Origin of the sequence: Rossellomorea pakistanensis (assembly GCF_016908495.1) — a bacterium.
Lineage (GTDB): Bacteria > Bacillota > Bacilli > Bacillales > Bacillaceae_B > Rossellomorea > Rossellomorea pakistanensis.
Map to the genome: position 1 here is coordinate 162,568 of NZ_JAFBDZ010000002.1, position 20,373 is coordinate 182,940.

Consider the following 20,373-nt stretch of genomic DNA (forward strand, 5'->3'; position numbering starts at 1 on the left):
GATGGAACTTGCGTTTACGGAAGAACAACAAATGATGAGGAAAATGGTAAGAGATTTTGCACAAACAGAGATTGACCCATTTATTGAAAAGATGGAAGAGGGAGAATTTCCACGCGAAATCCTAAAGAAAATGGCTGACCTTGGACTGATGGGGATTACCACTCCTGAAAAATATGGCGGTTCAGAAATGGACTTCACCTCCTATATCATTGCCATTCATGAGCTATCCAAAGTAAGTGCAACAATAGGAGTAATCCTATCCGTTCATACTTCTGTAGGGACGAATCCTATTCTTTACTTTGGAACAGAGGAACAGAAACAAAAGTATATTCCGAAATTAGCTTCTGGGGAATATCTTGGTGCCTTCTGTTTAACAGAGCCAAGTGCTGGTTCGGATGCAGGCGGCTTAAAAACAAAAGCAGTGAAAAAAGACGATCATTACGTTCTTAACGGATCAAAAGTGTTTATCACGAATGGAGGCGAAGCAGACACCTACATCGTCTTTGCCTCAACGTCACCTGAAAATGGAAGCGGTGGGGTTTCAGCTTTTATCGTCGAAAAGGACACTCCTGGCTTGGTCATTGGTAAGGATGAACACAAGATGGGTCTCTATGGTTCAAGAACCGTACAATTAACCTTTGAAGATATGAAAGTTCCAGTTGAAAATTTACTTGGAGAAGAGGGGCAAGGCTTCAAAATTGCGATGGCGAATCTTGAGGTAGGCCGAATTGGTATTGCTGCACAAGCACTTGGTATTGCTGAAGGTGCCTTCGATTATGCAACAGCCTATGCAAAAGAGCGTGTTCAGTTTGGTAAACCCATTGCTGCTCAGCAAGGAATTGGATTTAAGCTTGCAGACATGGCAACAAGTGTTGAAGGAGCGAAGTTGTTGGTTTATAGAGCCGCTGAGCTACGAACAAAAGGGATTCCTTGTGGGAAAGAAGCATCGATGGCAAAGCTTTTCGCTTCAAAAACAGCAGTAGATGTATCGACAGAAGCGATCCAAGTTTATGGCGGTTATGGTTATACAAAGGACTATCCAGTAGAGAGATTGTTCCGAGATGCAAAAGTAACAGAAATATATGAAGGAACAAGCGAAATCCAGCGAATGGTTATTGGTAAGCATCTGCTAAAATAAACTGTTTATCCTATCTTAGAAAATAAGATTGTATATTTACAGATTAAAACACAAGGGGAGAAAAAGATGAGATTCCAACTAACAGAAGAGCATGAAATGATCCGCAAAATGGTTCGTGATTTTGCTAAGAATGAAGTTGAACCAACCGCGACTGAACGTGATGAAGAAGAACGTTTTGACATGGAAATTTTCAAGAAAATGGCTGAGCTAGGATTGACGGGTATTCCATGGCCAGAAGAGTACGGTGGAATTGGCAGTGATTATTTGGCTTATTGTATCGCAGTAGAGGAGCTCTCACGTGTATGTGCTTCTACAGGTGTAACCCTTTCCGCTCATACTTCTTTAGCAGGCTGGCCAATCTTTAAATTTGGAAGTGAAGAGCAAAAACAGAAATATTTAAGACCGATGGCGCAAGGTGAAAAAATCGGTGCTTACGGATTAACAGAGCCGGGATCTGGTTCAGATGCAGGTGGAATGAAAACAACCGCTAGGCTCGACGGAGAGCATTACATTTTAAACGGATCTAAGATCTTTATTACAAACGGAGGTATTGCCGATATCTATGTGGTGTTTGCCTTAACAGATCCTTCAGATAGACGACGCGGAACAAGTGCCTTTATTATTGAAAGCGGATTCGAAGGGTTTTCGGTTGGGAAGAAAGAAAAGAAATTAGGGATCCGTTCCTCTCCAACAACAGAAATTGTTTTTGAAGATTGTAAAGTACCAAAAGAGAATCTTCTTGGAAATGAAGGAGATGGCTTTAAGATTGCCATGATGACATTGGATGGGGGAAGAAATGGAATTGCAGCCCAAGCGGTTGGGATCGCACAAGGAGCCCTTGACGCGTCTATTGACTATGCAAAAGAACGCGAGCAATTCGGTAAGCCAATTGCAGCCAATCAAGGAATATCATTTAAATTAGCTGATATGGCAACAAGTATTGAAGCATCTAGATTATTAACCTATCAAGCAGCATGGTTAGAGTCTGAAGGAATGCCATACGGAAAAGAATCAGCCATGTCGAAACTAATGGCTGGAGATACAGCGATGAAAGTAACGACAGAAGCGGTCCAAATCTTTGGGGGATATGGTTATACAAAAGATTATCCAGTCGAGCGCTACATGAGAGATGCTAAAATTACACAGATCTATGAGGGGACACAAGAGATACAAAGACTCGTAATTTCTCGAATGATTACAAAATAGTCAATTACAGGGGATTTATAGTGAATGGGGAGAAAAGGCACGGTTAAAAAAAGGGGATTTTAATAAATAGCTGTTTTCGTAAGCACTTTATCAGTCCGATTTTTCCCTTACTGATATCAAACATAAAAAAGGATTCGGGTATTGCTGGCATTATGGCTTGCGAAAACAGGCATACAAATCTATTTTCTATGGGGATGGGAAATTAGATCTTTTCCAGGTTTTAAAAAAAGGTGACGGTTCATATTAGGAAGAATGCGGTAAAAGGCGGTTGGGACATGCTTAATAAACGAAGAGAGGTTCATGCCTCAGTAAAAGACGAAAAATTAGTAGAAAAACGGCGTGATGAGATGATACGAGGAGCTGTCTCTCTATTTACACAAAAAGGCTATCACCGCACCACGACAAGAGAGATTGCTCGAGCCGCAGGATTTAGTATTGGCACATTATATGAATATATTAGAACAAAAGAAGATGTACTATATTTAGTCTGCGATAGTATCTATGAGCAGGTAAAAAACCAGCTTCAAGGGATGGATCTCGAAAAAGGGACATTGGAAAGTTTAAGGTTGGGGATTGCTCATTATTTTCGAGTAGTAAATGATATGCAGGATGAAGTCCTTGTTATGTATCAGGAAGCAAAATCACTCTCAAAGGATGCCTTACCGTATGTGATTAGAAAAGAACTCGAAATGGTCGGGATGTTCGAAACATTAATCCAGAGATGTGTAGAAAAAGGAGAGCTTCTTCTAAACGAAAATCAAGTCCATATGTTCGCTCATAATATTTTTGTCCAAGGTCAAATGTGGGGATTCAGACGCTGGGCACTGCAGAAAAGATTTTCTATCGAAGATTATATTGAAATGCAAACAGACTTATTATTTTCAGGAATAAAGGGGTATGAAACGAGTGAAAGAAAAGGGGGAGAATAATGAGCACTGTAGAGATTTATAAACCGAAGAACCATGTACGGTTTGTTACAGCTTCTAGTCTTTTTGACGGTCACGATGCTTCCATCAATATTATGAGAAGAATTATCCAGGCAACTGGAGCAGAAGTTATTCATCTTGGGCATAATCGTTCAGTTGAAGAGGTTGTAAATGCGGCAATTCAAGAGGATGTCCAAGGAATAGCGATCTCTTCTTATCAAGGAGGACATGTAGAATATTTCAAATATATGTATGATCTTCTAAAAGAAAAAGGTGCTTCTCATATTCGCATTTACGGCGGAGGAGGCGGGGTGATTATCCCGAAAGAGATTAAAGAATTGCATGACTACGGAATTGCAAGAATCTTTTCACCAGAGGATGGAAGAACTCATGGCCTCCAAGGAATGATCAATAACATGGTTGAGGAGTGTGACTTTCCGACCGTTACAGAAAGCATTCAGCATGAAACAGAGAAGCTTCAATCCGGGGATATTCAGGCAATCTCTAAGCTAATCACACTTGCAGAATATCAAATGACGGCAACACAAGAAGCAGCTGCAACAGCTCAAACGGTGTTAACAGAGGTGAAATCACTGGCAAAATCAGTACCAGTATTGGGGATTACAGGTACAGGTGGAGCAGGAAAAAGTTCCTTAACGGATGAGTTGATTCGACGCTTCTTAAATGAATTAGAAGATAAAAAAGTTGCGATTCTTTCAATTGATCCGACGAAACAAAAAACAGGCGGGGCACTCTTAGGTGACAGAATCAGAATGAACGCGATCTTCAATAACAGAGTGTACATGCGAAGTCTGGCAACAAGGGGATCCAAAACGGAGCTGTCATTAGCCATTAAAGATTCGATTGACGTAGTAAGAGCAGCAGGTTATGACTTAGTCATTGTCGAAACAAGCGGAATCGGTCAAGGGGATGCAGAAATAACTGAAATTTGTGATTTATCTATGTACGTTATGACTAGTGAATTTGGAGCGCCGACCCAGCTAGAAAAAATCGATATGATTGATTTTGCTGACTTAATTGTGATCAACAAATTTGAGCGGAAAGGGTCGGAAGATGCCAAGCGCCAAGTTCAAAAGCAATATCAGCGCAGTCATTTATTGTTTGATAAAGATTTAGATGAAATGCCTGTATATGGAACGATTGCGAGCCAGTTCAATGACCCTGGAACAAACGCATTGTTCGCTGCATTGCTGGATGTTATTAAAGAAAAGAAAAACATCGATTGGAAAACATCCTTCTCTAAAAATGTAGATGTTGAAAAACAAAATGTCATTATTCCAAACGACCGCCGTTACTATTTACGAGAAATCACGGAGACTGTTCGTGGATACCATCGAAAAGCAGAAGAACAGGCGAGAATTGCCCGCAAGATTTTCCAATTAGAAGGCGCGATTGAAGCGGTAAAGGAAAAAGAAGTAAACGAGGATATCTTTACTTCACTTCGCACTTTAAAAGAAGAAACCGAAGAAAAGTTAACGCCACAATCTAAAAAGATTCTAGCCCAGTGGAATGACTTAAAAGACAAATATAGTGGGGATCAATTTATAACGAAGATTCGTGATAAAGAGATCATCACTGAATTAAAAACGAAAAGCTTATCTGGATTAGATATTCCTAAAGTTGCTCTTCCAAAATACGAGGACTTTGGTGAAATTCTCGCTTGGGTATACAAAGAAAATGTCCCGGGAGCTTTCCCGTACACTGCAGGAGTGTTCCCATTTAAGAGGAAGGGTGAAGATCCGAAACGTCAGTTTGCTGGTGAAGGTACACCTGAAAGAACGAATCGCCGTTTTCATTACCTATCTAAGGATGATGATGCCAAGCGTTTAAGTACCGCATTTGACTCCGTTACACTCTATGGTGAAGACCCAGACCATCGCCCAGATATATATGGGAAAGTTGGAGAAAGTGGAGTAAGCATTTGTACGTTAGAGGATATGAAAAAGCTATACAGTGGCTTTGATCTTTGCCATCCGTCTACTTCTGTATCGATGACGATCAACGGTCCTGCCCCGATCATCTTAGCGATGTTTATGAACACAGCCATTGATCAACAGGTGAAAAAGAAAGAAGAAGAACTTGGAAGAACACTCAGCTTGGAAGAGTTTACAGAGGTAAAAGAAGCCACATTATCCGTTGTAAGGGGTACGGTTCAAGCGGATATTTTAAAAGAAGATCAAGGTCAAAATACTTGTATCTTCTCAACTGAGTTTGCTTTAAGAATGATGGGGGATATTCAACAATACTTTATTGATCATAAAGTAAGAAATTACTATTCAGTATCGATATCTGGGTACCATATTGCAGAAGCCGGGGCAAATCCAATTTCACAGCTAGCCTTCACACTTGCAAATGGCTTTACGTATGTGGAATATTATTTAAGCCGTGGAATGAATATTGATGACTTTGCACCAAACCTTTCCTTCTTCTTCTCAAACGGACTTGACCCAGAATATACGGTGATTGGTCGTGTGGCAAGAAGAATTTGGTCAACGGTCATGAGGGATAAATACGGAGCGAATGAACGAAGCCAAAAGCTTAAATACCATATTCAAACATCAGGCCGCTCACTGCATGCCCAAGAAATTGATTTCAATGATATCCGCACGACCTTACAAGCACTGATGGCACTTCAGGATAACTGTAATTCACTTCATACTAATGCCTATGATGAAGCCATTACGACACCGACGGAAGAATCCGTTCGACGTGCAATGGCTATCCAAATGATCATTACGAAAGAGCACGGATTAACAAAGAATGAAAATCCACTTCAAGGGTCTTTTATAATTGAAGAATTAACGGACTTAGTAGAAAATGCCGTATTAACAGAATTCGAACGTATCAATGATCGTGGCGGCGTACTTGGTGCAATGGAAACACAATACCAACGAGGGAAAATACAAGAAGAATCAATGTTCTATGAAATGAAGAAGCATTCTGGTGAATTACCTATTGTCGGGGTGAACACGTATTTGAATCCTAATCCTCCGTCAGAAGATGAAATGAATAATATGGAGCTTGCCAGAGCTTCAAAAGAAGAGAAAGAAACACAAATTAAGAACTTACGAGAATTCCAATCAAGTAATGAGGACAAAACAGCTGAGGCGATTAAACGTTTAAAAGAAGCAGCTGTTAATAATGGAAATATATTTGCTGAATTAATGGAAACGGTAAAAGTTGCAAGCCTTGGCCAAATTACAAAAGCCCTCTATGAGGTGGGTGGTCAATACCGAAGAAATATGTAACTCCGGAGTGAGTGAGGGTGTCCTAAAGGGATACGGACCTACTTATTTTTCAATAGTTAGAAGGTGTTTTTGATAGTTCTTCTATCTATTGAAGGAGTAGTTCCTGTCACCTTGGTTTGGGATACCCTCTTTATTATATTGACTCTTTTCGTGAAGATTGTTGTTTTTTATAAGCTTTGAGGTCTGATAAGTAAACCAATTGGTTCTTAGTCAGACTCCTCAGGGCTTTACTTTTGTTCTAAAAGGCTGCAAAGTTTACGGTTGATCACTTGTTTAAAGAGTGGAAGATGTGTTAAGAATAGAACCGTCTTACCTAAAATTTAACGGAGACTTAATATTAATTTTCGACGGTTTCTATTATAATGGGGATGAAGATAAATAAGGCGATTAACGGACTTTTTTATACGGGAAGTGAAAATGTGAAGACTCTCATTAAATATGGACTCCTAATTATAGTATTTGCACTTTCTCTATTCTTATATCACCATCAGCTCGGTTCCATACCATTCTTAATTCTTTCTATTTATTTCACCTATGAGGCCTACCGTGAATGTACAAAAGGGAATGGTAGAGGGCAAAATCCACAGATGGAGGAAGGCAAAACGCCCTGACTCTATGAAAGTAAAAAAAACAAAGAAAAACTAGATAAATATAGCATAAACATACGTCTTTTGTTTATAATGAATAATATGGTTTTTTGTGCGAAAATCTAAGGTTTTTGCCCTTTTTCACTCTATCTCTTAGGGTGTTAATTAGAGAAAGGAAGTGCGTACTGTGAGTCTAAAGAAAATAGCAAAAGAAGAATTACTTGAGATGTCTTTTATTGAAATTGCTCATGAAATACTAGTTGATAAAAAGCAAGCTTGTTCATTCAATGACCTATTAAAGGAAATTGGTAATATCCTTGAGTTATCTGAGAGTGAAGTTCGCTCTCGAATGGTTCAATTTTATACAGATTTAAATATCGATGGCCGCTTCATGGCTCTTGGTGAAAATCGCTGGGGACTAAGAGCTTGGTATCCTGTTGATCAAATTGAAGAAGAAACAGTACCAACCATCAAAACGAGAAAGAAAAAAGCGAAAAAAGCAGTTGATGGAGACGAGGAAGATTTTGAGGATCTGGATGAAGAGGAATTAGACTATGATGAACTTGACGATGTCGATGAAGAGGATCTCTCAGACGATGATGACGAAGACTTCGACGACGATGACGAAGATCTAGATGATGACCTTGAAATCGAAGATGATGAATACGACTTAGATGACGATGAAGAGGATGAAGACGATGACGAAGAGGATGAAGAACAGAAATGAAATCTGTTCTTGACTTCTTACTTTTAGGAAGGTAGTATTTTATTTGGGCTCCTTAAAAAAGGACAGAACGAATACATTCAACGCTCCCCTTACTTGCAAACAGTAAGTGGGGCGTTTTTTATTTTTTCACCCAATCTCAATTAAATCTACTTTTTTAGACTAATGTTCAGCTTAGCTGAACATACTTTTTTTAGGAAATATTTTAAAGGGGGACCACTTTGTGACCAAGTATATTTTTGTTACCGGCGGTGTTGTGTCATCTTTAGGAAAAGGTATCACAGCTGCGTCTCTAGGAAGACTATTAAAAAATAGAGGATTATCGATAACAATCCAAAAGTTTGATCCATATATTAACGTGGACCCTGGAACAATGAGTCCATACCAACATGGTGAAGTTTTTGTAACAGATGATGGTGCTGAAACGGATTTGGATTTAGGTCATTATGAGCGTTTTGTAGACATTAATCTAACAAAATACAGTAGTTTGTCTACAGGGAAAATTTATTCCACGGTTCTAAAGAAAGAACGCCGCGGAGATTATTTAGGTGGAACCGTACAAGTGATTCCACATATTACGAACGAAATTAAGGAACGCGTATTCCGTGCAGGCCGTGAAACCAATGCAGATGTAGTCATCACGGAAATTGGCGGAACGGTTGGAGACATAGAATCCCTTCCATTCTTAGAAGCCATTCGTCAAATTAAAAGTGACGTAGGCCGTGACAATGTAATGTATATTCACTGTACATTAGTTCCATATATTAAGGCAGCAGGAGAAATGAAAACAAAACCGACACAGCATAGTGTTAAAGAACTGCGCAGTCTAGGTATTCAACCTAACGTTATCGTCGTTCGTACTGAAATGCCAATGACACAAGACATGAAGGACAAAATTGCTCTTTTCTGTGATATTGATGAAAAAGCGGTTATTGAAGCGATGGATGCAGACACTTTATATGCTGTCCCAATTTCCTTGCAAGAACAAAAGCTAGATCAACTCACATGTGAGCATCTAAAGCTAGATTGTCGTGAACCAGATATGGAAGAATGGAACGAACTATTAAACAAAGTCCGTAACCTTTCTCGTAAAACGAAAATTGCCTTAGTCGGGAAATACGTAGAATTACAAGATGCGTATATTTCCGTTGTTGAAGCTTTAAGGCATGCTGGCTATCAATTTGACGCGGACATTGAAGTAAAATGGTTAAACTCTGAACTCGTTACAAAGGAAAACGTTGGAGAACTTCTTCAAGAGGTTGACGGAATTCTTGTACCAGGTGGCTTTGGAGATCGTGGAGTAGAGGGGAAAATTGCCGCTACTCAATATGCACGTGAAAATAAAGTACCTTTCCTTGGAATTTGTTTAGGAATGCAATTAGCATCAGTCGAATATGCACGCAACGTCCTTAGTCTAGAAGGAGCTCATTCCGCTGAACTAGACCCGGAAACAAATTATCCTGTCATTGATTTATTACCAGAGCAAAAAGACATTGAGGATCTAGGCGGAACCCTTCGTCTTGGACTCTATCCATGTAAATTAATGAAAGGGACAAAAGCTTACGAAGCATATGATGGAGAAGTCGTTTATGAGCGCCACCGTCACCGCTATGAGTTCAATAACCATTACCGTGAACAAATGGAAAAAGAAGGATTCATTTTCTCAGGAACAAGCCCTGATGGACGCCTAGTGGAAATCATAGAACTAGCAGACCACCCTTGGTTTGTTGCTTCCCAATTCCACCCAGAATTCACATCCCGCCCAACCCGCCCGCAACCACTCTTTAGAGACTTTATCAATGCGGCCTTGGTGAATGGAGAAAAATAAGCTTAATGAACAAAATCCCCTATCCTTTGGATGGGGGATTTTGTTATAGTCTATTTTAATACATCGCCAAGCGTCCAATTTAGCAACAACTTCTAACTACAGGGGGTCCGTCACTCCCAAGAATTCTTTATAAAATTTACATGAACTACAATACCATTCAGAATCCACCCATGGATGGGAAGGACTGACACCACACACTTGGAACGAGCACCTGCTCAAAGAAACTAATTAAAATAAAAAGAATATTGACAAAATTATCGCGAATCGTTATGATTACCATTAAATGAATGCGAAATTTCATATTTTCTCTTATAAAGAGTAGGCAGAGGGACTGGCCCGATGATGCCCGGCAACCTATCGTTTAGACGAAAAGGTGCTAATTCCTGCAGGAAAATTTCCTGAGTGATAAGAGTTTGGTATATACATAACCTCTTTTCCTTAGGAAAAGAGGTTTTTTGGTTTTTACATAAATTTTAAAAAGAAAAGGAGATTGTTCAATGAGAAAACGCGTAGGGGTCTTATTAATTGTTTTCGCACAAATAGCAAGTTTACTTGCGGCATGTCAGCCAAATCTATCACAAGAGGCAAACGCAGATAAAAGTAAGAATAGTGGTGGAAATGAGGAGCATCCACTAGCAAACAAAAAAATTGCTTTGATTATGCAAATCAACTTAGGAACGTTCTCAGCTCAATATATCGCGGGTGTGAAAGAACAGGTTGAGAAATTTGGCGGGGAGGTCCAAGTTTTTACTTCTGATGGGGATCTAGCAAAAATGTCGTCAAATCTGGATGCAGCGATTAACCAAAAATTTGATGGGATCTTAATCGATCATGGAACAAAAGAAGCACTTCAAGCAGGAGTTAAAAAAGCGAAGGAAGCGGGAATCCCTGTAGTCGTATTTGATGCAGATGTTCAAGGGGAAGAGGTTACGGTTTTAGAACAGGGTGACCAAAAGATGGCTGAACTCAGCTTAAATAAGTTGAAGGAAGATATAGATGGAAAAGGAAAGATAGTAAAAATTTGGGTGGCTGGTTTTGCCCCAATGGAAAGAAGACAAGTGGCGTATGAGCAATTTTTAGAAGAGAATCAAGACATCAAGGAAATTGCCGCTTTTGGAGCAGCCACTCAAAATACAGCGCTAGATACCCAAGCGCAAATGGAGGCCATCCTAAAACAATATCCAAACAAAGGGGATATTGATGCGGTCTGGGCTGCATGGGATGAATTTGCGAAAGGGGCTGTTCGTGCTATTGAAGCAGCGGGAAGAACGGAAATTAAAGTATACGGGATAGATATGAGTGACGAAGACCTGCAAATCATTCAGAAGCCTAATAGCCCATGGGTGGCATCAGCGGCTGTTGACCCTAAAGATATCGGTCGTATCCAAGTGAGATTTTTATACCAGAAACTAAATGGTGATAACACACCAAAAAAGGTTGTATTGGATCCTGTTTTTATTGAAAAAGAACAATTACCCGAAGAAAAAATCACAACAGATGACCTGCACAAACATGTAGAAGGCTGGGGGGCAAGTGAGCAAGGGTATACAGAAGAACTAAAAAAGCTTGAATCAAAATAGGCGATTGGGATGAGGTGCTGGAGAACCCAGCGCTCATGATCCCTATGATTTTTTCTGATAGGGGGGATTGAAGTGACAGAAAAGCTATTAAAAATGAACGATATATATAAAACGTTTGGGGCAAACCGAGCATTACAGGGAGCACGTTTTCAATTATCTAAAGGAGAGGTCCATGCTTTGTTAGGTGCTAATGGAGCAGGAAAGAGCACATTAATGAAAATTCTTTCCGGAGCCTACACACCGGATAAGGGGACTTTATTACTAGAAGGAGGCCCTCAACAATTTAAAACTCCACGAGAAGCAAAATTATTAGGCATTCATTGTGTTTATCAGGAAGTAGATACAGCGATAGTTCCTGAATTATCGGTAGCAGAAAATATATTGCTGGATGAATTAGCAACCGACAGAAAGGTGTTTATTTCTTTCTCGAAAATAAAGATGAAAGCGGAAAACGCGTTAAAAAGAATCCTAGCTCATCATATTCAAGTTCATAAGCAGGCTTCAGAGCTTAGCCTAGCTGAAAAACAAATGGTCCTTATTGCAAGAGCCCTTAGTCAGAAAGCCAAGCTCATTATACTAGATGAACCGACGGCACCTTTAAGTTCGGAGGAAGCGAATAATTTGTTTGAAATGGTAGATCAATTAAAAGCTGAGGGTGTAGGGGTTATTTTCATCTCTCACCGTCTTCCAGAAGTGTTCCGAATTTCAGATCGTATTACGGTAATGAGAGACGGCAAGACGATTAATACCTTTGATACGAATAAAACATCCCCTCAAGAAGTAGTGGAGGAAATGTTAGGTGGGAGTTTTCAAGAAGAGTTTCCGGTAAGGGAGCATTCGCTAGGAGAGCCCTTTTTTACCGTTGAAAATCTTTCAGATAGAGATAAGATTAACAACCTTTCTTTACATGTTTCTGAGGGTGAAATTGTGGGAGTAGTGGGATTAGTAGGGGCAGGCAAAACTGAATTGGCTAAAGCGATCTTTGGTGCAACTCCAAATCTAATAGGGAAATGGAAGCTTAGAGGGAAAAGCTTTAAGTGTAAAGTTCCTAGAGATGCTGTTAAAAACGGAATTGTTCTCGTTCCAGAAGAAAGAAGGAAAGAAGGTCTTTTTATCGAAGAATCCGTTAAACTAAACCTCTCTTTTCCATTTCTAAAGTCATTTTCAAATCGCTTGTTCATCCATAAGGGAAAAGAAAAGGTCTTCGCAAAAGAAATGATAGAAAAATTAGGTATAAAGACTGATAACGAAAACACTCCTTTAGAGTTTTTAAGCGGAGGGAATCAACAAAAGGTTGCCATTGGCAAATGGCTATCAAACGAGGCGGAGCTCTTTTTATTTGATGAACCGACAAAAGGGGTCGATATCGGGGCAAAAAAGGAAATATACCAACTCATTCAAACACTGGCCCAAAATGGCAAGGGCGTTCTTTATTTTTCATGTGAATTTAATGAAATTGTTGGGATATCGGACCGCATTCTTGTTTTATACGATGGAAAGCTAGTGAAGGAATTATCTAAAGAAGAAGCCACCCAAGAAAAATTATTGCTGTACGCCAGTGGAGGAAAGGAAGAACGTGATGAAGAACAAAAGCATCGAGTTTCTGTTTAAATACGGAGCCATTCTTTTATTAGGGGTGGTGCTCTTATTTTTCAGCTTTTATAATCCATACTTTTTTACCTATGACAATATATCAGATATTCTACGATCGATTTCAATCGTTACAATTCTAGCCATCGGGGTCACGTTTACACTTATTGTCGATGGATTTGACTTGTCTGTTGGGTCGACAATGTCGCTTTCAACCGTAGTAACTGCTTCACTTATGGTTTGGTACGAAGCTCCATTGTTATTTGTGATCATCATTCCCATTCTTGTTGGTGCTCTTGTTGGATTATTTAATTCGTTACTTATCGTGAAAATTGGAATCCCTGATTTATTAGCAACTTTAGGGGCGATGTATATTATCGCAGGAGTTCATCGGACATACACAGAAGGGTACTCCATTTATAATCAAATGCCCTTAACATCTGGAGGCACAGCACCTGGAGAGTTTACCTCTTCTTTTCTATGGATTGGACAAGGACAGTTAGCAGGAATTCCTGTACCCGTAATCATAATGCTAATACTAGTGGCAGCCGTTTATATTATTTTGCATCATACCCGCTGGGGAAGGCTTCTCTATATGACGGGAGGAAACGTAGAGGCAGCAAGACTTTCGGGAGTAAGAGTAAATAGGATAAAGCTTATGGCGTATGTCCTATCTGGAATTTTTGCAGGATTAGCAGGAATCTTATTTGCAGCCCGAGTAGGGTCAGGACAAATGGACGCTGGTTCCCCTTTACTAATGGAAGCTGTCGCCGCAGTATTCGTAGGCTACTCAGTATTTGGAGCAGGAAAGCCCAATGTAATCGGAACATTCTTTGGCGCAGCCTTAATCGGAATCCTTCTCAACGGATTAACAATGATGAACCTCCCATACTACGCATTTGAAATCATCAAAGGCGCCGTACTAGTCCTAGCATTAGCCGTAACCTACATACACTCTAAAAAGAAACATGCCTAAAGCCCCTTCATGTCAGGAGCCGGGGGCAGTCCCTCCCATTTCGACTTCATAAAGAATTCAAAATGGGAGGGACGGACACACGCCCCTGGAACAATCAGCTGCTCAGACCTAAGCAGAAGAGTTCAAAACGCAAAAAGAGCCTTATATGTAAAAGCCATGAAATACACAACACATTAAAACCCCTCAACACAATAACGAACTTTAGCATCTTCACATCAGAGCATAGGAGTTCGTATCACTCCAAAAACTCTCTAACAAATTTATATAAAATCCAAGCCTCGTCAAAGAATCGCTCATGACGGGGAGGGACGGACATCACGTACTTGATTCGAGCACCTCATTTGTCTCTGGCAGAAAGAATTATTCTTTTATCGAATATTGTCGAATAATCGATAAACACCTTAAAGTTAAGAATAAAACCAGAAAAGTCGAGAATAAATCATATAAAATTGAGAATAAAAGAGCAAAAGTCGAGAATAAATTCCATTCAAGGAATTAAATCCATTGATAATAATCCACTTCTTAGCATTTGCCATGTATACTTTGATAGGCTTTTCTTAAAAAGGGGATTTATCAGTGAAAAATAAACTCCAGCACCCTTATGTCATGAACATAGGGGTCCGTCACTCCCAAAAACTCTCAAATAAATTTATATGAAATACAACCCACAACAAAAAATCACTCATGACGGGGAGGGACTGACAACACGCACTTGAGACGAGCATCCGATCAACCGAAGCAGAAATTCATATCGCCAAAAATCCATCATTTTTGTATTTTAGAGAACCCTACTCAACCTCCTCCACAATCTCCTCCAATGTAAATTTTATAGCAAAATATATATATAGGGCTGCCATACTAGAAGGAAATCCAACTCTTTCTCCTATCTCATTTGGAAGTAACCCTTTGATCACTTTAGTATCAATATGAAAATCAGCGAAATCTACTAAATTTTCACCATCTTCTTTTGTTACCCCAGAGACTGCCACGAATGGAATTCCTCGTTGATTCAATTCCGTTGCTAGTTCTAAAGCTTCAGAATCTGTAGCGTACCGTGACACTATTAGTACTCGATCGGCTTCAGTAAGAATGGTGAAGTCGTCAAGTTTACGAGCATTAGATAATGGTTCTTTTCCCTCAAGAGCTTCTAACATAATGGCTTCCATCTCATTATATCCTTTTATATAAATATGACCTTCACCTATAGCTGCTTGTGCTAATAGACGAGCACTATCTTCTATTGTATATTCTTCATTAGCTTGTATGCGATTAAACAATCCCGTTAACTGGGTTGTAAACATTTTTATCAAAAAAATCTCCCCTTCACATCTTTCATTATCGCTTTTATTATAAAAGAGGTGAGATCGGGAAGTAAAATCAAAGGAAAAGCAGGAATTACCCATAGAAAGGTAGAAGTATACTTCTGAATAGAGATATACATAACTAAAAACATGGAAATGGTCGGATTTACCAGGATGGAAAGTAAAAATAAGGGGAAGAGGTAGATTAGATGAAGGAGAAAATTTTAATCGTCGATGACCAGTTTGGGATTCGCATTCTACTTAATGAGGTTCTTCAGAAGGAAGGCTATGAAACGTTTCAAGCAGCAAATGGAATTCAAGCTCTAGAAATTGTAGACAAGCATTCCCCGGATTTAGTTTTATTAGATATGAAAATTCCGGGAATGGATGGAATTGAAATCTTAAAGAGAATGAAGGAAAAGGATCAGGATATTCGTGTGATCATTATGACAGCATACGGAGAGTTAGATATGATACAGGAAGCGAAGGATTTGGGAGCACTGACTCATTTTGCAAAACCATTCGACATTGACGATATTCGTAAAGCTGTAAGAGAATATATTCCAATGTAACCCCTTCCAATAATTTGAAAATACTAAATAGTATTTCTTTTAATGAAAACCTTTTACTCAGTTGGTAAAATGAATGGTGTTTTGGTATGATACAAGTGAAATTATCAAACAATGATTAGGGTAACCATTACATAAACCCAGCACTTTCCAAAATGAAAGCACTGACTGGATTTTAAAGGAGGAAATTTTTAAAATGCCATTAGTTTCAATGAAAGACATGCTTATTACAGCTAAAGAAAACAGCTATGCAGTAGGTCAATTCAACTTGAATAACCTTGAGTTCACTCAAGCGATTCTTCAAGCTGCAGAAGAAGAGAAGTCACCAGTAATCTTAGGTGTATCTGAAGGTGCTGCTCGTTACATGGGTGGATTTAAAACGACAGTAAAAATGGTTGAAGGGCTTATGGAAGATTACAATATCACAGTTCCTGTTGCTATTCATTTAGACCATGGTTCCAGCTATGATAAATGTAAAGAAGCCATTGATGCAGGATTTACTTCTGTGATGATTGATGCTTCCCACGATCCATTTGAAGAAAACATTGCAACAACTTCAAAGGTTGTAGAATATGCACATTCTAAAAACGTTTCTGTTGAAGCTGAATTAGGTACTGTTGGTGGACAAGAAGATGACGTTATTGCAGACGGTGTTATTTACGCTGATCCGAAAGAATGTCAAGAGCTTGTAGAGCGTACAGGGATTGATTGCCTAGCTCCTGCATTAGGCTCTGTTCATGGTCCATATAAAGGTGAACCAAATCTTGGATTCAAAGAAATGGAAGAAATCGGTGCTGCAACCGGTTTACCACTAGTTCTTCACGGGGGAACGGGTATCCCGACAAAAGATATTCAAAAAGCAATTTCTTATGGAACAGCTAAAATTAACGTCAACACAGAAAACCAAATCGCTTCAGCGAAAAAGGTTCGTGAAGTACTAGCGGAAAATACGGAAATGTATGATCCACGTAAATATTTAGGACCTGCTCGTGAAGCAATCAAAGCTACAGTAATTGGCAAAATGCGCGAGTTTGGTTCTTCAAACAAAGCATAAGCATAGTGAATTTAACAAGTTTAGGGTAGGGACTGGCACAAGCAATGGTCAGTCCCTTCCGTTCATTATAAAAATATTGAAAATTTCGTCGAAAGGAAGGTAGAAATTATGAAATTTTTTATTGATACAGCAAATATGGAGGAAATTAAAGAAGCACATGAGTGGGGGATCATTTCTGGAGTCACAACAAACCCATCTCTTGTCGCGAAAGAGAAGGACGTATCCTTTCATGATCGCTTACAAGAAATTACAGAGCTAGTAGATGGTTCCGTAAGTGCAGAAGTGATTGCATTAGACGCGGAAGGAATGATTAAAGAGGGAAGAGAGCTTGCCAAGATTGCGCCAAATATTACTGTAAAGGTCCCGATGACTCCAGATGGGTTGAAGGCAACGGCTGTATTTGCTAAAGAAGGAATCAAGACAAACGTAACATTAATTTTTAGTGCGAATCAAGCTTTACTTGCAGCAAGAGCTGGAGCATCCTATGTATCTCCATTCTTAGGCCGTTTAGATGACATTGGTCATGATGGGCTTGAGCTTATTTCAAAAATTGCCGAGATTTTTGCTATACATGGAATTGAATCTGAAATTATCGCGGCGTCGATTCGCCATCCTCAACATATTACAGAGGCAGCATTGAGAGGAGCAGATATCTCAACGACACCATTTAAAGTGCTAAAGCAAATATTCCATCACCCATTAACAGACAAAGGAATCGAAGCATTCTTAAAGGATTGGAATAATCGCTAGAAGCAGAGCATAAAATGTAGGTCATTTGGTTTATTCTAAAAAAAATCTATTCACCTATACATGTTTTTTGTATAAATGTATAAACTAGTAGACAATACCTCGTAGAATCTTCCCAAATGGAAAAATAATCCTATAGTATATCTTCGCAACGATCAACAAGATTTGGAAGGAGTCTAAAATGGAAAAGCTTAAAATTGCAGGAGGCTATCCGCTAAAAGGGACGATTAAAGTTAGTGGTGCTAAAAATAGTGCAGTAGCCTTGATCCCGGCAACCATTCTTGCCGACTCTCCGGTAACAATAGAAGGATTACCTGAAATTTCAGATGTCCTCACATTACAATCATTGCTAGAAGAAATCGGTGGCACCGTTTCTTTTGAAGATGGGGAAATGAGAGTGGATCCTTCAGAAATGATATCAATGCCTTTGCCAAGTGGAAAAGTGAAAAAGCTTAGAGCTTCCTATTATCTTATGGGGGCAATGCTAGGGCGCTTCAAAAAGGCGGCGATTGGATTGCCTGGGGGATGTCACTTAGGGCCACGTCCGATTGACCAGCATATTAAAGGATTTGAGGCACTTGGAGCAGAAGTCACAAATGAACAAGGAGCCATCTATCTTAGAGCAGATGAATTAAGAGGGGCTCGTATCTATCTTGACGTTGTTAGTGTTGGGGCTACGATTAACATTATGCTAGCAGCCGTAAGAGCTAAAGGTAGAACGATTATTGAAAACGCGGCAAAGGAGCCAGAAATTATTGATGTTGCCACTCTATTAACAAATATGGGTGCTAAGATAAAAGGCGCAGGAACAGACGTCATTCGTATTGACGGTGTGGAAGAGTTAAGCGGCTGCCGTCATACAATCATTCCTGATCGAATTGAAGCAGGAACTTATATGATCCTAGCAGCTGCAAGTGGATCGGGTGTGTTGATCGATAATGTGATTCCACTTCACTTAGAATCGCTTATTGCAAAGTTAAGAGAAATGAAAGTGCCAATTGAAGTTGGAGCTGAACAAGTATTTATTGGAAAGGCGGATCATATCAACTCTGTTGATATTAAGACTCTCGTATATCCTGGCTTTCCGACGGATCTTCAACAGCCGTTTACAACACTTTTGACAAAAGCAGAGGGTTCGGCGGTCGTCACGGATACGATCTATTCTGCTAGGTTTAAGCATATAGATGAACTGAGACGGATGAATGCCAATATTAAAGTAGAAGGCCGGTCAGCCATTGTAAATGGACCTATACAGCTTCAAGGAGCGAAAGTGAAAGCTAGCGACCTAAGAGCTGGAGCAGCATTGGTAATAGCTGGACTGTTAGCAGAAGGAATAACAGAAGTCACGGGCTTAGAGCATATTGATAGAGGATATAGTAACCTAGTTGAAAAACTAGAAGGTTTAGGTGCAACCATTTGGCGTGAAAAAATGTCGGCAGAAGAGCTGGAACAATTGAAAAGTTCTTAGTAGGTTTTAAAAATAGTAAAAAATAAACCATCCTACTTCTAATATTGTGTTACAATATATTCGATAATATGTTATACAAATATGCAGATATTAACGTATTTGTGACACGGGAGGCAAAAACAGATGGAAAGAAGTTTATCGATGGAGCTTGTTCGTGTAACAGAAGGTGCTGCACTAGCTTCTGCACGATGGATGGGAAGAGGAAAGAAAGACGAAGCGGATGATGCTGCAACATCTGCCATGCGAGATGTTTTTGATACAGTCCCTATGAAAGGGACAGTAGTCATTGGGGAAGGAGAAATGGATGAAGCCCCAATGTTATATATTGGAGAAAAGTTAGGAACTGGCTATGGACCTCGAGTAGATGTAGCTGTTGACCCATTAGAAGGAACGAATATTTTAGCAGCTGGAGGCTGGAATGCATTAGCCGTCCTAGCTGTAGCCGATCATGGAAATTTGTTACATGCTCCAGACATGTATATGGAAAAGATCGCAGTAGGACCGGAAGCAGTAGGACAAGTTGATATTAATGCTTCGGTTTTAGATAACCTAAAAGCAGTAGCAAAGGCTAAAAATAAAGATATAGAAGATGTTGTGGCAACCGTTCTAGATCGGGAACGTCATCAGCATATTATTGCTCAGTTAAGAGAAGCAGGTGCAAGAATTAAACTGATTAATGATGGGGATGTAGCAGGGGCTATGAATACTGCTTTTGACCATACAGGCGTTGACATCCTTTTCGGATCTGGTGGAGCACCAGAAGGAGTTCTATCAGCTGTCGCACTTAAATGTTTAGGTGGGGAAATCCAAGGGAAACTGCTTCCTCAAAATGATGCCGAATTAGAACGCTGCATCGGAATGGGATTAGATGTAAACAAAGTTTTACGTATGGAAGACCTAGTATGCGGGGATGATGCCATTTTCGCTGCTACAGGAGTTACAGACGGAGAGTTATTGCGTGGGGTTCAATTAAAAGGCTCGCATGGGTTAACACACTCTGTTGTTATGAGAGCGAAGTCAGGAACGGTTCGTTTTATTGATGGGCGCCACAGCTTAAAGAAAAAACCTAATTTAGTCATCAAGTAAAACAGAAAAGGTTAGACTTGGGGGGATTGAATTTTGACTTCCGGTCTTCCCTCTATCTGCTTATTTAAGGCTCTTTTCCTAAGGTTGTTTCATATGAGTTGCGAGTTTTTTACATTAGGAAATAGGCAAATCACATATTCAATACCTATCGATTACGATCAAAATGGTTCTCGGACTGAAAAATACCATTAAAAAAGATTAAAAAATATATAAATGGTACGGGTTTCCCTCATATTCCGTATCTTTCCTTCCTTTTTATCGATTCCAATGATTGATTCTTTTATCATTATGTGGTTAAAATAGTAATTGCTTTCTTCAATGTAT

16 protein-coding genes and 1 riboswitch are annotated in these 20,373 nt (G+C 39.5%); of the genes, 15 read left to right on the forward strand and 1 reads right to left on the reverse strand.

Going from position 1 to position 20,373, the window contains the following annotated elements; translation table 11 throughout:
- The first annotated feature begins 1 nt into the window (after position 1).
- The 10 genes from JOC86_RS08575 (at position 2) to JOC86_RS08620 (ending at position 13,824) form a co-directional block, all read left to right on the forward strand.
- Complete coding sequence (locus JOC86_RS08575; RefSeq protein ID WP_205170690.1) at positions 2-1,138, forward strand: acyl-CoA dehydrogenase; 1,137 nt, start codon at positions 2-4, stop codon at positions 1,136-1,138.
- Between the two features lie 66 nt (positions 1,139-1,204).
- Positions 1,205-2,344 carry an acyl-CoA dehydrogenase gene (locus JOC86_RS08580; RefSeq protein WP_205170692.1) on the forward strand — a complete coding sequence of 380 codons (1,140 nt, stop codon included), beginning with the start codon at positions 1,205-1,207 and terminating at the stop codon, positions 2,342-2,344.
- A 275-nt stretch (positions 2,345-2,619) separates the two neighbouring features.
- On the forward strand, positions 2,620-3,273 hold the full coding sequence (locus tag JOC86_RS08585) for a TetR/AcrR family transcriptional regulator (protein ID WP_205170694.1): 654 nt from the start codon (positions 2,620-2,622) through the stop codon (positions 3,271-3,273).
- Positions 3,273-6,539 carry a fused isobutyryl-CoA mutase/GTPase IcmF gene (icmF, locus tag JOC86_RS08590; protein ID WP_205170696.1) on the forward strand — a complete coding sequence of 1,089 codons (3,267 nt, stop codon included), beginning with the start codon at positions 3,273-3,275 and terminating at the stop codon, positions 6,537-6,539. Before JOC86_RS08585 ends, icmF begins: the two co-directional genes overlap by 1 nt.
- A gap of 362 nt (positions 6,540-6,901) precedes the next feature.
- A complete protein-coding gene (locus JOC86_RS08595) occupies positions 6,902-7,150 on the forward strand; it encodes a hypothetical protein (RefSeq protein ID WP_239587493.1) in 249 nt (82 codons plus the stop codon).
- A 163-nt stretch (positions 7,151-7,313) separates the two neighbouring features.
- The gene (gene rpoE / locus JOC86_RS08600) at positions 7,314-7,853 is read left to right on the forward strand and encodes a DNA-directed RNA polymerase subunit delta (RefSeq protein ID WP_205170699.1); all 540 of its coding nucleotides are present in this window, start codon (positions 7,314-7,316) and stop codon (positions 7,851-7,853) included.
- 220 nt (positions 7,854-8,073) lie between these two features.
- Positions 8,074-9,678 carry a CTP synthase gene (locus JOC86_RS08605; protein WP_205170702.1) on the forward strand — a complete coding sequence of 535 codons (1,605 nt, stop codon included), beginning with the start codon at positions 8,074-8,076 and terminating at the stop codon, positions 9,676-9,678.
- Positions 9,679-9,984: 306 nt separating this feature from the next.
- Positions 9,985-10,090: riboswitch (SAM riboswitch) on the forward strand.
- Positions 10,091-10,175: 85 nt separating this feature from the next.
- Positions 10,176-11,258, forward strand: coding sequence for a sugar ABC transporter substrate-binding protein (locus JOC86_RS08610; protein WP_205170704.1), 1,083 nt, complete (start codon positions 10,176-10,178; stop codon positions 11,256-11,258).
- Between the two features lie 93 nt (positions 11,259-11,351).
- Positions 11,352-12,869 carry a sugar ABC transporter ATP-binding protein gene (locus tag JOC86_RS08615; protein WP_205173452.1) on the forward strand — a complete coding sequence of 506 codons (1,518 nt, stop codon included), beginning with the start codon at positions 11,352-11,354 and terminating at the stop codon, positions 12,867-12,869.
- Positions 12,838-13,824: an ABC transporter permease gene (locus JOC86_RS08620; protein WP_205170706.1), complete on the forward strand. Its 987-nt coding sequence runs from the start codon at positions 12,838-12,840 to the stop codon at positions 13,822-13,824. Before JOC86_RS08615 ends, JOC86_RS08620 begins: the two co-directional genes overlap by 32 nt.
- 788 nt (positions 13,825-14,612) lie before the next feature.
- Here the strand turns inward: JOC86_RS08620 and JOC86_RS08625 are convergent.
- Positions 14,613-15,125, reverse strand: a complete 513-nt coding sequence (locus JOC86_RS08625; RefSeq protein ID WP_419096064.1) for a DUF2529 domain-containing protein — start codon at positions 15,123-15,125, stop codon at positions 14,613-14,615.
- 209 nt (positions 15,126-15,334) lie between these two features.
- On the opposite strand from JOC86_RS08625, the gene JOC86_RS08630 reads away from it, so the two are divergent.
- The 5 genes from JOC86_RS08630 (at position 15,335) to glpX (ending at position 20,049) form a co-directional block, all read left to right on the forward strand.
- Positions 15,335-15,697 carry a response regulator gene (locus JOC86_RS08630; RefSeq protein ID WP_205170717.1) on the forward strand — a complete coding sequence of 121 codons (363 nt, stop codon included), beginning with the start codon at positions 15,335-15,337 and terminating at the stop codon, positions 15,695-15,697.
- 193 nt (positions 15,698-15,890) lie between these two features.
- Positions 15,891-16,748 carry a class II fructose-bisphosphate aldolase gene (locus JOC86_RS08635; protein ID WP_205170719.1) on the forward strand — a complete coding sequence of 286 codons (858 nt, stop codon included), beginning with the start codon at positions 15,891-15,893 and terminating at the stop codon, positions 16,746-16,748.
- Between the two features lie 108 nt (positions 16,749-16,856).
- The gene (fsa, locus tag JOC86_RS08640; RefSeq protein WP_205170721.1) at positions 16,857-17,498 is read left to right on the forward strand and encodes a fructose-6-phosphate aldolase; all 642 of its coding nucleotides are present in this window, start codon (positions 16,857-16,859) and stop codon (positions 17,496-17,498) included.
- Positions 17,499-17,676: 178 nt separating this feature from the next.
- Positions 17,677-18,963, forward strand: coding sequence for a UDP-N-acetylglucosamine 1-carboxyvinyltransferase (locus tag JOC86_RS08645; RefSeq protein WP_205170730.1), 1,287 nt, complete (start codon positions 17,677-17,679; stop codon positions 18,961-18,963).
- A gap of 123 nt (positions 18,964-19,086) precedes the next feature.
- Positions 19,087-20,049, forward strand: a complete 963-nt coding sequence (glpX, locus tag JOC86_RS08650) for a class II fructose-bisphosphatase (RefSeq protein ID WP_205170732.1) — start codon at positions 19,087-19,089, stop codon at positions 20,047-20,049.
- The last annotated feature ends 324 nt before the right edge of the window (positions 20,050-20,373 follow it).

Excerpts from the sequence above, each read along its gene's own strand:
- JOC86_RS08615 (WP_205173452.1), top strand. The coding sequence starts at position 11,352 with ATGAACGATATATATAAAACGTTTGGGGCAAACCGAGCATTACAGGGA.
- JOC86_RS08595 (WP_239587493.1), top strand. The coding sequence starts at position 6,902 with ATGGGGATGAAGATAAATAAGGCGATTAACGGACTTTTTTATACGGGA.
- JOC86_RS08610 (WP_205170704.1), top strand. The coding sequence starts at position 10,176 with ATGAGAAAACGCGTAGGGGTCTTATTAATTGTTTTCGCACAAATAGCA.
- JOC86_RS08585 (WP_205170694.1), top strand. The coding sequence starts at position 2,620 with ATGCTTAATAAACGAAGAGAGGTTCATGCCTCAGTAAAAGACGAAAAA.
- fsa (WP_205170721.1), top strand. The coding sequence starts at position 16,857 with ATGAAATTTTTTATTGATACAGCAAATATGGAGGAAATTAAAGAAGCA.
- JOC86_RS08630 (WP_205170717.1), top strand. The coding sequence starts at position 15,335 with ATGAAGGAGAAAATTTTAATCGTCGATGACCAGTTTGGGATTCGCATT.
- glpX (WP_205170732.1), top strand. The coding sequence starts at position 19,087 with ATGGAAAGAAGTTTATCGATGGAGCTTGTTCGTGTAACAGAAGGTGCT.
- JOC86_RS08635 (WP_205170719.1), top strand. The coding sequence starts at position 15,891 with ATGCCATTAGTTTCAATGAAAGACATGCTTATTACAGCTAAAGAAAAC.
- icmF (WP_205170696.1), top strand. The coding sequence starts at position 3,273 with ATGAGCACTGTAGAGATTTATAAACCGAAGAACCATGTACGGTTTGTT.
- JOC86_RS08625 (WP_419096064.1), bottom strand. The coding sequence starts at position 15,125 with ATGTTTACAACCCAGTTAACGGGATTGTTTAATCGCATACAAGCTAAT.
- JOC86_RS08645 (WP_205170730.1), top strand. The coding sequence starts at position 17,677 with ATGGAAAAGCTTAAAATTGCAGGAGGCTATCCGCTAAAAGGGACGATT.
- JOC86_RS08575 (WP_205170690.1), top strand. The coding sequence starts at position 2 with ATGGAACTTGCGTTTACGGAAGAACAACAAATGATGAGGAAAATGGTA.
- JOC86_RS08580 (WP_205170692.1), top strand. The coding sequence starts at position 1,205 with ATGAGATTCCAACTAACAGAAGAGCATGAAATGATCCGCAAAATGGTT.
- JOC86_RS08620 (WP_205170706.1), top strand. The coding sequence starts at position 12,838 with ATGAAGAACAAAAGCATCGAGTTTCTGTTTAAATACGGAGCCATTCTT.